The sequence below is a fragment of the Pseudomonas sp. GM25 genome (assembly GCF_000282255.1).
In the GTDB taxonomy this organism is placed as follows: domain Bacteria; phylum Pseudomonadota; class Gammaproteobacteria; order Pseudomonadales; family Pseudomonadaceae; genus Aquipseudomonas; species Aquipseudomonas aphyarum.
Map to the genome: position 1 here is coordinate 82,341 of NZ_AKJQ01000034.1, position 13,232 is coordinate 95,572.

Annotated in this window: 8 protein-coding genes; 3 read left to right on the forward strand and 5 right to left on the reverse strand. The window is 59.1% G+C overall.

Features of this window, described 5'->3' with window-relative positions; genetic code table 11:
• Positions 1 to 415: 415 nt before the first annotated feature.
• A complete protein-coding gene (locus PMI24_RS10705; protein WP_007953693.1) occupies positions 416 to 1,579 on the forward strand; it encodes a type III PLP-dependent enzyme in 1,164 nt (387 codons plus the stop codon).
• Positions 1,580 to 1,622: 43 nt separating this feature from the next.
• Here PMI24_RS10705 and PMI24_RS10710 read toward each other — a convergent pair whose 3' ends face one another.
• The 4 genes from PMI24_RS10710 to PMI24_RS10725 form a co-directional block, all read right to left on the reverse strand.
• Entirely contained in the window at positions 1,623 to 2,525 is a 903-nt protein-coding gene (locus PMI24_RS10710) for a hypothetical protein (protein WP_238553818.1), read from the reverse strand.
• 21 nt (positions 2,526 to 2,546) lie between these two features.
• Positions 2,547 to 4,766 (reverse strand): alpha-xenorhabdolysin family binary toxin subunit A, encoded by a 2,220-nt coding sequence (locus PMI24_RS10715; RefSeq protein ID WP_007953695.1) that lies wholly within the window; start codon positions 4,764 to 4,766, stop codon positions 2,547 to 2,549.
• A 233-nt stretch (positions 4,767 to 4,999) separates the two neighbouring features.
• On the reverse strand, positions 5,000 to 5,758 hold the full coding sequence (locus PMI24_RS10720) for a tetratricopeptide repeat protein (protein ID WP_007953696.1): 759 nt from the start codon (positions 5,756 to 5,758) through the stop codon (positions 5,000 to 5,002).
• A complete protein-coding gene (locus PMI24_RS10725) occupies positions 5,759 to 6,439 on the reverse strand; it encodes a Fe2+-dependent dioxygenase (protein ID WP_007953697.1) in 681 nt (226 codons plus the stop codon).
• Positions 6,440 to 6,646: 207 nt separating this feature from the next.
• Here PMI24_RS10725 and PMI24_RS10730 point away from each other — a divergent pair, with 207 nt between their 5' ends.
• Positions 6,647 to 8,968, forward strand: coding sequence for a TonB-dependent receptor (locus PMI24_RS10730; RefSeq protein ID WP_007953698.1), 2,322 nt, complete (start codon positions 6,647 to 6,649; stop codon positions 8,966 to 8,968).
• 132 nt (positions 8,969 to 9,100) lie between these two features.
• Positions 9,101 to 11,629: a PepSY domain-containing protein gene (locus PMI24_RS10735; RefSeq protein ID WP_007953700.1), complete on the forward strand. Its 2,529-nt coding sequence runs from the start codon at positions 9,101 to 9,103 to the stop codon at positions 11,627 to 11,629.
• 54 nt (positions 11,630 to 11,683) lie between these two features.
• Here the strand turns inward: PMI24_RS10735 and PMI24_RS10740 are convergent, their stop codons facing one another.
• Positions 11,684 to 13,225 (reverse strand): alkaline phosphatase D family protein, encoded by a 1,542-nt coding sequence (locus tag PMI24_RS10740; RefSeq protein ID WP_007953702.1) that lies wholly within the window; start codon positions 13,223 to 13,225, stop codon positions 11,684 to 11,686.
• Between the last annotated feature and the right edge of the window lie 7 nt (positions 13,226 to 13,232).

A 13,232-nucleotide genomic window follows, 5' to 3' on the forward strand; every position in this document is an offset into this window, starting at 1 on the left:
CGTCGCCGATGTTGAAGTGATCGTACTTATCCATGACTTGGCGCGCATCAGCTTCGAACGTGCAGGTATTTTTAACACCTGAAAATTATTGCGGAACATCTGACCGTCATCTCGGTCGGCTACAAAGAGTGATATCCGCGACGCACGTCAGAAGCGTGCAAAAACGCGACATTTTTAGTTGATCTCAGGCCCCTCACGCCCTAAAGTTCGCGCCGAACGTCCATGCTGGAAACGATCCATCCGGCTCAAGTACTGACGACGAGACAGCAAGGCCAAGGGAAAGAAAGACTACATTTCCCATGGCCTTTTTGCTTTCGGCGACATGCCTTGGGAAGTAGGCGAACCAAAGTGGGGATACGGAGGGCGTTCATTTGCACCCATTGTTTTTACGAGTTTGCCAATAGGAGCTCCCAGCATGTCGATCCAGGTCGAAGACTATTTCGCGCGCGAAACCTTTCAGAAAATGAAGGCGTTCGCCGACAAACAGGAAACCCCGTTCGTGGTGATCGACACCGCGATGATCGCCCAGGCCTATGACGACCTGCGCGCCGGTTTCGAATTCGCCAAGGTCTACTACGCGGTCAAGGCCAACCCGGCCGTCGAGATCATCGACCTGCTCAAAGAGAAAGGTTCGAGCTTCGACATCGCCTCGATCTATGAGCTGGACAAAGTGCTGAGCCGTGGCGTCAGCGCGGACCAGATCAGCTACGGCAACACCATCAAGAAATCCAAGGACATTCGCTACTTCTACGAGAAGGGCGTGCGTCTGTTCGCCACCGACTCGGAAGCCGACCTGCGCAACATCGCCAAGGCCGCACCGGGCGCCAAAGTCTATGTGCGCATCCTGACCGAAGGCTCGACCACGGCCGACTGGCCACTGTCGCGCAAATTCGGCTGCCAGACCGACATGGCCATGGACCTGCTGATCCTCGCCCGCGACCTGGGCCTGGTGCCTTACGGCATCTCGTTCCACGTCGGTTCGCAACAGCGCGACATCAGCGTCTGGGACGCGGCGATCGCCAAGGTCAAAGTGATCTTCGAACGCCTGAAGGAAGAAGACGGCATCCACCTCAAGCTGATCAACATGGGCGGTGGCTTCCCGGCCAACTACATCACCCGTACCAACAGCCTGGAAACCTACGCCGAAGAAATCATCCGCTTCCTGAAGGAAGACTTCGGTGATGACCTGCCGGAAATCATTCTGGAGCCGGGCCGTTCGCTGATCGCCAACGCCGGCATCCTGGTCAGCGAAGTGGTGCTGGTCGCGCGTAAATCCCGCACCGCCGTCGAGCGTTGGGTTTATACCGATGTGGGCAAATTCTCGGGCCTGATCGAAACCATGGACGAAGCGATCAAGTTCCCGATCTGGACCGAGAAGAAAGGCGAGATGGAAGAAGTCGTGATCGCCGGCCCGACCTGCGACAGCGCCGACATCATGTACGAAAACTACAAGTACGGCCTGCCGCTGAACCTGGCGATCGGTGATCGTCTGTACTGGCTGTCGACCGGTGCGTACACCACCAGTTACAGCGCCGTAGAGTTCAACGGCTTCCCGCCGCTGAAATCGTTCTACGTGTAAGCGACGCTTCAACTGAAAAGGCCCATGCATGCATGGGCCTTTTTTATTTGCGCAGCCAGATCTCAAGATGATTGAGCATTGTCATGAACTCATCGGCGCCCTCTTGCGCGGCGACCAGGTGAAAATTCAACTCGCCGAGTTTCGACGCGCGCTCTGCCCTCAATAAGTCATTGAACAGCATGTCTATGCGCAAGCCGGTTTCTTCGAGAAACACGCTGATGTGCGAACTCACGGAAGCCAATCCGCTAAACAACCCGGCAATATCAACTTTGTATTCTGCGGCTCTGACGAGCGGATCCGCTGACGAATAAGCCACGTCCCAAACCGGCGTCGTGCGCACTTCACGAAACAACTCCTCGACCACCGTCGGCTGGGTATGACACTGGCACGAGCGATGATCCATTGCTCTGCCAAATACCGACTTGAGACCGAACGACTCGTCATGCACCTCGGCGATGGTGTATTTCAGTTGGCGAATCGCCGCCCTCAGCGAGGAAAAACGAAGCGCCAGTTCGTGAACGAGGTCCGGGACATCGGTTGGGGGAAACAACTTCCAGGTCGGCGACCTGGATAAGCTGTACAACTTGAAATCCACCTGACTGAGAGGCTCGTTCCTTGACGTATTGCGGGTGATTTCCAGCGTTTCGGCGGTGAACGTAGCGAGATCCGCGACGTAAGTACTGCACAGGCGCCGAGCCTCGTCGGTACGCTGCCAGAACGCCTGCAAGTAGCCTGCATTGAAACTGGCGTTGTTCAAACGCGAATCGCTGGCCAGTACCGCCAGTTGATGACCGCTGACTCTGCGACGCTCAAACACCAAAGGAATATTGTTGAAGGTGGGGTGAAGAGAACCGAGGAAACTTGTGTATCGATCCAGCACGCGTCGTTGCGCTGTGGAGAATTCATAGGCAAGTGTTTTCATGAGTGGCAGGGAAGCGGTGGACATGTCGCCCACCGCCTCGACTCCTTACTGCTGAACAGTTTTCAGGTACTGCCTGAAGTCGGCAATTCGGGTGATTGCTTCAGCCGTTCGCCGCTCGACCGGCTGCGACTTGTCTTGCTTGAAGTCCCGGGCGAGAGACTCAATCCGGGTTACCAGATTCGAGAACTCATTCACGTATCCCCAGCGCTCGTCGTCCAGTTGGTCGAGGACTCGCACCAGCTGAATCTTTCCATCGATCTGTTCAATCTCGTTGATGAGCTTCTTCAACTGCGCCCTTAGGTCAGCCGCTTTTTCCTTGAGCTTGTTGTAAGCCGCCAGCATGTTCAGATAGGAAATGGCCTCACCGATGCCCGAGATCATTTTTTTCAAGGTATCAATCGCGAACAGTGCAACCTGAACCTGCGGTGGCGCCAGCCCCAGTGCTTTCAGGTTATCCAGGGTCAATCGGGCTTCCTGACCGATTTTCTCCACCCCGGCTTTCGCGATCAGCTCGAGCGCTTCAGACACCGATTTCATCTGCTTCTCGAAATCGGCGAACTTATCTTCAGACTTGACCTTCAGTGCCTCCGTGAAGGCCCGATCCTGTTGCAGGGTTACGATCCATTGCGCCGAAGCCGACCGGTCATAGGCGGTACTCAAGTCGTTGTGGGTCACCTTCAAATCGGCCGCGTATTCGGCGACTTTCATCGAAACATTCTTGAGCTCGCTTTCCATTTCCTCGTGGATTTCATCCGCGTCTTCCGGATATTCGAGAAGTTCGATCTGAGCTGTCTTCAGCTTGTTCTGCGCACGCTCCAGATTGATCCCTGTCGTCTGGGCCTGATCACGAAGTTCAAATGTGGCTTCCCGGATAGCGACCGTCAGCCCATTCATTGTGCGGACGGTACCCGGCAGATAATTGAACTGTTCGCCCAGCATCTGCGCAGTGACATTACTTGTTTGAACAGCCGCAGCGTGAGCGCGTAACGCAGCGCCATCAAAATCCGAAACGGCTGGATTATTATTTAGCGAGAACATCACTGCTTTACTCCTGAACATCGTGAAACTGCTTCCATACTCTTTATCTGCCGCCGCGAACACGCCCAGCAGTTGATCGGAACTCGCCTGGATCTGCTCCCACGGATCAATAATGCCGAGAATCTGGTTCTTGAACCTCCTCAGGGACGTTGCCTCCTGAAGCAGATCAACTTCTTTGACAGAGGCATATATATAGGTGCTCAGCGCATTCCATACCAGCATCAGGTTTTGCGTAGCGACTTCAGCCTCGATCGCTACATAGCTGAGGTTCTGCAAATCATCGCGCACTTTGTTCAGGGAACTCAGCGTCTGGTTTTTGCTGGCCATTACCTGGTTGGAGGTCTGTTGTTCCGCCTTCAACCGGTTTCGCTCCTTACGGATCTTTTCAGCCTTGACGCCCTGATAGATACCGAGAATCAAACCACCGATATTCAGGGTCGCTGCCGACCTGATCGCTTCTTGAACCAACTGATCATATTGTTTGTTCAGTTCATCGATTTCTTTCGAGCGCTGATCGATTTCGCCCTGCAGGGCCTGGATGTCTGCCTGATAGGTATTGCGCGACACGAACTCCAGTCGCAGCTTGATTTCCGGCAACACGATCTCGCGCATATCAGCGCCGAAACTGTCGATTTCTGACCTGACATCCTCGGCCTTCGCGTGGCACTCCATGACTTTGTCCAGCATGTTATTGAGGTAGGCCTTGATTTCCGGAACATCGCCGGACGGCAAGCCCAGGTCGGGAAGCCCCGGAATCGTGCGCTTCAGCTGCAGATACTCTTCCGGCGTATTGATATCGAATTCTTCCAGGTATCTGGAGGCTTTCAGGTCATCGTAGATTGCTACGATGCCCTTACCCGTACGAATGATGTTGCCGGCAAAAACCCTCAGATCGGTACCCGTGAGCATGATTTTTTCACGCAGCGGGGACCAGCGCTTCGCGTGGTCGTAGGTGTAGGTGAATGTCCGCAGGAAGTCTGTTGCCTTGAGACCAACGCCCCCTGCATCCCCGGCGCCATAGTTCAGATAAGCAACGACGTCCGTCAGCCGAACGGGAAGCGACAGCCCCAGGACTTCATACTTGCGCAGGCTGATAATCTGCTCTTTGGTTAATTGAATACCGGTTTCCCGATTGTATTCTTCACCCTGGCCGAGCGAAGCACTTACAAACATCCGAGGCGCTTTTGCGGCGGCCTCGACAATCTTGTTGTCCATCTTGAATTCCATAAGAGACTCCTTGTCTTCTTCGGATATTTAATAAAAGTCATTTTAGATACGACATCATCGTTCGACTCGTTTCAACTTGAGCGCCGACATCGCAAAACAACCTTAGGACAGCAAGACAACAATCAACAAGCATTCAAATATTAGCAATCAAGACAAACAAGCCACTCACCCGAATACTTATCCGAGAACAGCCATATAAACTTGATAAAACCAAATAACCGCAGAATAAATATTTACAAAGCAACTAACTCTGCCAGCCGCAACTTATAAGCGTCGGCCATGGCGCGGATTTGCGGATGTTGTGCATTCAACAAGGACACACTGGCGACTCGCAGGAAATTCACATTGCCCGCGTCCAGTGCCTTGCGTAGCCAGCCAAGTGCGTCATCGATGCGCCCCTCGTCGGCAAGCACCGCGGCGTGGCTGAACTGCCCCCGAAAATCGCCGCCCTCGGCCGCTCGACGATACCAGTCACGTGCTGTTGGCAGATCTTGTGGGCAGTGACGTCCCTCTTCCAGATACCGGCCCAACAGGTTCATCGACTTGGCATGTCCCGACTCGGCAGCGCGGCGGTACAGGGCGAGGGCCTGCACCTGGTTCTTGGATGTTCCACGCCCGGTAGCGTGCAGGTTTGCCAGGTTGTACATCGCCCAATCCAGCCCCGCGTCGGCGGCCGCCTGGTAATGACGCGCGGCGAGTTCGGCGCTGGCCACACAACCCCATCCGTGTTCATGACAGCGACCGAGCATGTTGCGCGCCATCAGATGACCTTGCCCTGCGGCGATTTCAAACCAGCGCAATGCCAGCGGCTGATCCTGAGCGATCCCGTGACCATCGAGCAGGATCTGCCCGAGCAGCGCCTGCGCTTCCAGCACGCCCTCACCCGCTGCCAGCAGAATCGCCTGAGCCGCACGAGCCGGGCTTTCTTCGAGCATGGCGGTGAGGCGTTCGCCGTCGAGGACTTCTTCGCGACGTAACCGAAAGTCCGCCACTTACACCTCGACCCAGCGACGCAGCAGGTTGTGATAGGTGCCGGTGAGGCGGATCAGCGAAGGGTGATCGGGCATGTCGTGGGTGAGTTGCTGAATCGCGCCATCCATCTCGAACAGCAACGCGCGCTGGCTGTCTTCGCGCACCAGACTTTGCGTCCAGAAGAACGAGGCATAACGCGCCCCGCGAGTGACCGCATTGACCTTGTGCAGGCTGGTGCCGGGGTACAGCACCATGTCGCCGGCGGGCAGTTTCACCCGTTGGGTGCCGAAGGTGTCCTGGATTTCCAGCTCGCCGCCGTCGTAATCCTCGGGCTCGCTGAAGAACAGCGTGGCGGACAAATCCGTGCGCACCCGCTCGATGCTGCCCTTTGGCTGGCGCACCGCGTTGTCGATGTGGAAATCGAAACTGCCGCCCGCCGTGTAGCAGTTGAGTAACGGCGGAAATACTTTGTGCGGCAGTGCAGCCGACATGAACAGCGGATTTTTCCACAGGCGTTCAAGCATCGCGGCGCCGATTTCCTTGGCCAGCGGATGGCCTTCCGGAAGCTGCAGATTGTGCTTGGCCTTGGCCGATTGATAGCCGGCGGTGATCTTGCCATCGGCCCAGTCAGCCTGTTCCAGAGCCTCGCGGATGCGCTGCACTTCTTCTTTCGCGAACAGCCCGGGGATGTGCAGCAGCATGGCAATGTCACCTGATGGCAAAGAGGCGGCAATGGTATTGATTCTTATTGGCTGTGTAAAACCCGCTAGACGAATGAACTGGCAAAAACCGTAAGGTTAAATTGTAAAGAATGTAAATTCAGTGCGAATAACAATATTTCGCAATTGATACGAATACCTGTTTACCCTATATTCCGCCGCCTCAAATCCTTGGGGAGGGGAATAAAAATGGCACGTCAACAAGCACAATTACCGGTCAGTTCACCACGTCTGCTCGCTTCCGCCATCGGCGTGGCAATCACCGCCGGCTCCGCAGGCCACATGGTGTTCGCCGCCGAAAAAACCGACAGCAAAGCCACCGGCAATGCCATCGCCCTGGACGCCACCGCCATCACCGGCGAAGCCCAGGACTCGACGTCCTACCAGGTCGAGAAAGCCTCCTCGCCCAAGTACACCGCGCCGCTGGTCGATACCCCGCGCTCGGTCACCGTTATCCCGCAACAGGTTCTGAAAGACACCGGCGCCCTGAACATGCAGGACGCGTTGCGCACCGTTCCGGGCATCACCTTCGGTGCCGGTGAAGGCGGCAACCCGCAGGGCGACCGTCCGTTCATCCGCGGTTTCGACGCCCAGGGCGACACCTACCTCGACGGCGTGCGCGACACCGGTTCGCAGAGCCGCGAAATCTTCGCCGTGGAAAACATCGAAGTCAGCAAGGGCCCGAACTCCGCCATCGGCGGTCGCGGCGCGGCTGGCGGCAGCATCAACCTGGTGAGCAAGAAAGCCCACCTGGGCAACTCCTTCGACGGTGGCTTCACCTGGGGCTCCGACCAGACCCAGCGCTACACCATGGATGGCAACTACCAGTTCAGCGACACCGCTGCCGGCCGTCTGAACCTGATGAGCCACGAGAGCAACGTCGCCGGTCGCGACAAAGTCGACTACGACCGTTGGGGCATCGCGCCGTCCCTGGCCTTCGGCCTGGGCACCGACACCCGCGTCAACCTCGACTACTACCATCTCGAAAGCAACGACACGCCGGATTCGGGCATCCCTTACACGATTCCTGCCGGTGGCTCGGCTGCGCGTACCAAGTCCAACCCGGACAAGCCGTACGCCGGCGGCGATCACAGCAACTTCTACGGTCTGGACCGCGACTTCCGCAAGGGCCGCACCGACACCGCGACCTTCGCCATCGAGCATGACCTGAGCGACTCGCTGACCCTCAAGAACACCCTGCGTCACGGCACCAGCATGCAGGATTACATCCTGACCCAGCCGGACGACAGCAAGGGTAACGTGAACAACGGCAGCGTCTGGCGTCGTGCGAACACTCGCGTGAGCAACACCGAGACCACCACCAACCAGACCGATCTGTTCGGCAACTTCTACGTCGCCGGCTTCAAGAACAGCTTCTCCACCGGTGTCGAATACACCCGTGAGGAAAGCAGCAAATCCTCGTACAACGTCAACACCGACACCACGCCGCGTACCTCGGCCGTGACCACCAACTGCAACCCGGGCCTGATCGGCGCCGCCAGCGGCTACAACTGCACCTCGCTGTCGAACCCGACCCCGAACGATCCGTGGAACGGTGCGATTTCGCGCAACTACGCCGGCACCGACACCCAGTCCGATACCTACGCGCTGTATGCGTTCGACACCCTGGAGTTGTCCGAGCAATGGCTGGTGAACATGGGCCTGCGTTACGACCACTTCGAAACCGGCTACAAGACGTACACCAACGCCGGCCGCACCACCTCCAAGGGTTCGGATACCAGCGAGTTCGTCACCGGCCAGTTCGGCGTCGTCTACAAACCGGCAGAGAACGGCAGCATCTATGCGTCCTACGCCACCTCCGCCACACCGCCGGGCAACACCCTGGGTGAAGGTCAGGAAGGCAACCCGCTGGGCGGCACGCCGGATCGCAACGGCAACCTGCTCAAGAGCGACATGGAGCCGGAAACCACCAAGAACTACGAAATCGGTACCAAGTGGGATCTGCTGAACGATCGCCTGTCGCTGACCGCCGATATCTTCCGCACCGAGAAAGAAAACGCGCGTGTCCAGGTTGATACCACCTCGTACGAAAACGCCGGCAAGACTCGTGTACAAGGTATCGAGTTGTCCGCCAGCGGCAAGATCACCGACAAGTGGCAAGTGTTCGCCGGTTACGCCTACATGGACAGCGAACAGGTTGACGGTGGTGACCTGCCGGCCAACAAGGCCAACAACGGTAACGAGCTGCCTAACACGCCGAAAAACAGCGCCAGCCTGTGGACCACTTACCAGGTCACGCCGAAGCTGACCATCGGTGGCGGTGCGTTCTACGTGGATGACGTGTTCGGTAGCGTGGCCAACACCACCATGGTCGATTCCTACGTTCGCTACGACGCGATGGCGGCGTACAAGCTGAGCAAGAACGTCGACCTGCAACTGAACGTGCAGAACCTGACCAACGAAACCTACTACGACAAGGCCTTCTCGACTCACTTCGCCAACCAGGCGGCGGGCCGTACGGCATTGCTGAGCACCAACTTCCACTTCTGATCGAAGAGGAAAGTACCGAGCCCCGTTCATTCATTTGAGCGGGGCTTTTGTGCGTAATAAAGAACGTTTCTCGATAAGCCACGGCATAATGCACGCCGTGAACACAATTTCCGAACGGACAAGGCAAGCGACGTGTTGAAGAAAACCCTGTTCCAGTTGCACTGGTTTTTTGGCATCACTGCCGGGCTGGTGCTGGCCCTGATGGGCATCACCGGCGCTGCCTATTCGTTTCAGGACGAAATTCTCAAAGCCCTCAACCCCTCCGTGTTGCAGGTCGAGAAACAGGTCGCCGGCGTCCTGCCGCCCGCCGACCTGGTGGCGCAGATCGAAGCAGCCTCGGGCAAGAAAGTCTCGATGCTCTCGGTCGAGACCGAAAGCGGCAGCGCCGGGCGCGTCTGGTTCACCCCGCCCAAAGGCGAGCGCCGGGGCGAGATGCGTTACTTCGATCCCTACACCGCCGAGTTCAAGGGCGACGCCACCGGCCAGGACTTCTTCGGCCTGATGCTGCAACTGCACCGGTTCCTCGCCATGGGCGATACCGGCCGCAACATCACCGGCGCCTGCACCCTCATGCTGCTGTTCTTCTGCCTGTCCGGCCTGTACCTGCGCTGGCCGCGCCAGTGGAACAGCTGGCGCGTGTGGCTGACCCTCGACTGGAAGAAAAAGGGCCGCAGCTTCAACTGGGACCTGCACTCGGTGTTCGGCACCTGGTGCATGCTGGTTTACCTGCTGCTGGCACTGACCGGACTGTCCTGGTCCTACGAGTGGTACAACAAGGGCCTGACCAAATTGCTTTCCGATGCGCCGCAAAACGAGCGCGTGCGCGGCGGCCGTGGCCCGGCCCCTGAAGGTCCGGCGCCGACTGCCGATTACGCCGCGATGTGGGTCAGCATCTACAGCGCCGCAGGCCCGGGTCTCGCTTCCTACAACATCCGCATGCCGCCAGTGGCCGGCCAACCGGCGACCGTGTTCTATCTGCTCGACAGCTCGCCCCATGACCGCGCGCTGAACCAGATCACCCTCGACCCAGTCACCGGCGTCGTCAAACGTGTCGACCGCTACGCCGACAAAAGCTTCAAGGCGCAGTTGCTGACCAGCATTTATGCGTTGCACGTCGGCAGCTATTTCGGATTGGTCGGGCGGATCATCGTCACCGTCGCGGCGGTGTTGATGCCGCTGTTCTTCATCACCGGCTGGTTGCTGTACCTGGATCGCCGACGCAAGAAAAAGCAGATCAAGGATGCCCGCAAAGGCCTCGACCAACCGGCCGGCGATACACCGGCGTGGCTGATTGGTTTCGCCAGTCAGAGCGGTTTTGCCGAGCAACTGGCGTGGCAGACCGCCGGCCAGTTGCAGGCCGCCGGATTGCCGGTGAAGGTGCAGCCGCTGGCGAATGTCAGCGAGCAGGATCTGCGCGAATCGAACAACGCGTTGTTCGTGGTCAGCACCTTCGGCGACGGCGAAGCGCCGGACAGCGCTCGCGGTTTCGAGCGCAAGGTATTGAAGAACGCCTCGACCCTCGACAGCCTCAACTACGCGGTGCTCGGCCTCGGCGACCGTCAGTATCAACACTTCTGCGGCTTCGCCCGACGCCTGCATCAATGGCTGGGCGAGCACGGCGGCAAAACCCTGTTCGCCCCGGTGGAAGTCGACAGCGGCGATCCTTACGCCCTGCGCCACTGGCAGACACAACTCGGCCTGATCACCGGGCAAGCGCCGGTCGACACCTGGCAAGCGCCGAGCTACGAGAACTGGACGCTGGTGCGCCGCGAGCTGATGAACCCGGACAGCAGCGGCTCCCCCGTCTTCCTGCTCGGCCTGACCGCGCCGACCTCCCGCAGCTGGCTGGCCGGCGATCTGGTGGAAGTGCTGCCACGCAACTGCCCGTGGGCGATCGAGCATTTCCTCGACGGCCTCGGCATCCGTGGTGAAACCAGCGTGAAGGTGAACGGCCTGGAAGAGTCGCTGGAAGTCGCCCTCGCCACCCGCCAGCTACCCGAGCATCGCGCGCATCTGGTGGGCCTGCACGCCCAGGCGCTGGTCGATGCGATGGTGCCGCTGGCGATGCGCGAATACTCGATTGCCTCGATTGCCGCCGACGGCGTGCTGGAGCTGATCGTGCGTCAGGAACAGCATACCGACGGCAGCCTCGGCATCGGTTCCGGCTGGCTGACCGAGCATGCTCCGGTCGGCGGAAGCATCAGCCTGCGGGTCCGCCGCAACAGCGGTTTCCATCTGCCGAACGCACCGGTGCCGATGATCCTGCTGGGCAACGGCACCGGCCTTGCCGGGCTGCGCAGCTTGCTCAAGGCGCGGATCGCCGACAATCAACAGCGTCACTGGCTGCTGTTCGGCGAACGCAATCGCGAGCACGATTTCCTCTGTCGTGCAGAGCTGGAAGAGTGGTTGATCAATGGCGATCTGGAACGCCTCGATCTGGCGTTCTCACGGGATCAGGCCGAGAAGATTTACGTGCAGGATCGCCTGCGCGAATCCGCCGGCGAGTTGAAAAAATGGCTGGCGGACGGTGCAGTGATCTACATCTGCGGCAGCCTTCAAGGCATGGCATCCGGCGTGGATCAGGTGCTCAATGAAGTGCTGGGCGCCGCTGAAGTCGAACGCCTGATCGAACAGGGTCGCTATCGCCGCGACGTTTACTGATTCACCTTGGGTCACTGTGGGAGCAACCTTGCTCCCACAGGTTCAGCGCTGCATTCAGACTGGCTGCAGCTTCTGCTCGAACACCGCAATACCCTCCAGATCCCGTAACACCACGCTCATCTCCCCGCTCTGCCCCTCGATGTTCACCTCACCGAAAAACTGAAAGCCGGCAAACGGCGAGGCGTTCTGTACCGCCGGCGCCTTCTCGAACACCACTTGCGGGCCAAAGGTCTTGTCCAGCGGATTGGGCCCGAAACTACCGGCGTTCAACGGCCCTGCGACAAACTCCCAGAACGGTTCGAAATCCTGGAACGCCGCGCGATCCGGGTGGTAGTGATGCGCCGCGCAGTAATGCACGTCCGCCGTCAGGAACACGAAATTACGCACCTGCTGCGCGCGCAAAAAGCCCAGCAGTTCGGCGATTTCCAGTTCGCGTCCCTGCGCCGGACCGGGGTCGCCGTTGGCCACCGCTTCCCAGCGCGCAACACCGGGGCTGACCTCGCCATCCGGCACGCCAAGACCGATCGGCATGTCGGCGGCGATGACTTTCCACTGGGCTTTCGAGGCCTTCAATCCGCGTTTGAGCCAGTTCAGTTGCTCGCGCCCAAGGAATGGTTTTTCTGCCCCGAGATTGTCATCGTTGGCGCCGCGATAACTGCGCATGTCGAGTACGAACACATCGAGCATCGGCCCGTAACTCAGCTTGCGATAGATCCGCCCGCCTCCATCGGCGGCCTGCAAACGCATCGGCGAATATTCGAGCCAGGCCTGACGCGCACGCCCGACCAGGGTGTGGATATTTTTTTCCTGATAACGCTCGTCGAGCTGCTTGCCCGGCGACCAGTTGTTGACCACTTCATGGTCGTCCCACTGCCAGATCTGCGGCACTTCGGCGTTGAAGCGGCGGACGTTTTCGTCCATCAGGTTGTAGCGATAATTGCCGCGATAATCGTCGAGGGTCTGGGCGACCTTGCTCTTGGCTTCGGTGGTGAGGTTGCGCCAGATCCGGCCACCCTCGGTGGTCAGTTGGGCCGGCACCGGGCCGTCGGCGTAGATGGTGTCGCCGCTGTGGATAAAGAAGTCCGGCAGGCGCATGCGCATGGCTTCATAGATGCGCATGCCGCCGATATCGGGGTTGATGCCGAAGCCCTGGCCGACGGTGTCGCCGCTCCACACGAAGCGGATATTGCGCCGCGCCGTCGGTGCGCTGCGCAAGTGACCGAGCCACGGTTCACTGGCGACGCCGGTGCGGGCGTCCTTGAAATACACGCGGTAGAAAATCGCCTGATCGGCGGGCAGCCCGGTGAGCTCGACACGGGCGGTGAAATCGCTGCGGGCATCGGCCAGCGCCGAGACGACCCGGCGCGGATGGCGGAACTGGCTGCGAGTGTCCCACTCCACCACCATCTGCGCCGGGCGGTCGGCGCGGCTCCAGATCATCGCGCGGTCACCCTGCAAGTCGCCGGATTGCACGCCGTCAGTGAGTTGCGGTCGATCCTTGACCGACGCGATCACGGCCGGCGCCAGCCCCGGCATCAGCAGTCCGGCGCCGACGGCTTGCATCACGCGCCGGCGACCGGGATTGAAATCGCTCATGGTGTTC

Excerpts from the sequence above, each read along its gene's own strand:
- PMI24_RS10705 (WP_007953693.1), top strand. The coding sequence starts at position 416 with ATGTCGATCCAGGTCGAAGACTATTTCGCGCGCGAAACCTTTCAGAAA.
- PMI24_RS10710 (WP_238553818.1), bottom strand. The coding sequence starts at position 2,525 with ATGTCCACCGCTTCCCTGCCACTCATGAAAACACTTGCCTATGAATTC.
- PMI24_RS10715 (WP_007953695.1), bottom strand. The coding sequence starts at position 4,766 with ATGGAATTCAAGATGGACAACAAGATTGTCGAGGCCGCCGCAAAAGCG.
- PMI24_RS10725 (WP_007953697.1), bottom strand. The coding sequence starts at position 6,439 with ATGCTGCTGCACATCCCCGGGCTGTTCGCGAAAGAAGAAGTGCAGCGC.
- PMI24_RS10730 (WP_007953698.1), top strand. The coding sequence starts at position 6,647 with ATGGCACGTCAACAAGCACAATTACCGGTCAGTTCACCACGTCTGCTC.
- PMI24_RS10740 (WP_007953702.1), bottom strand. The coding sequence starts at position 13,225 with ATGAGCGATTTCAATCCCGGTCGCCGGCGCGTGATGCAAGCCGTCGGC.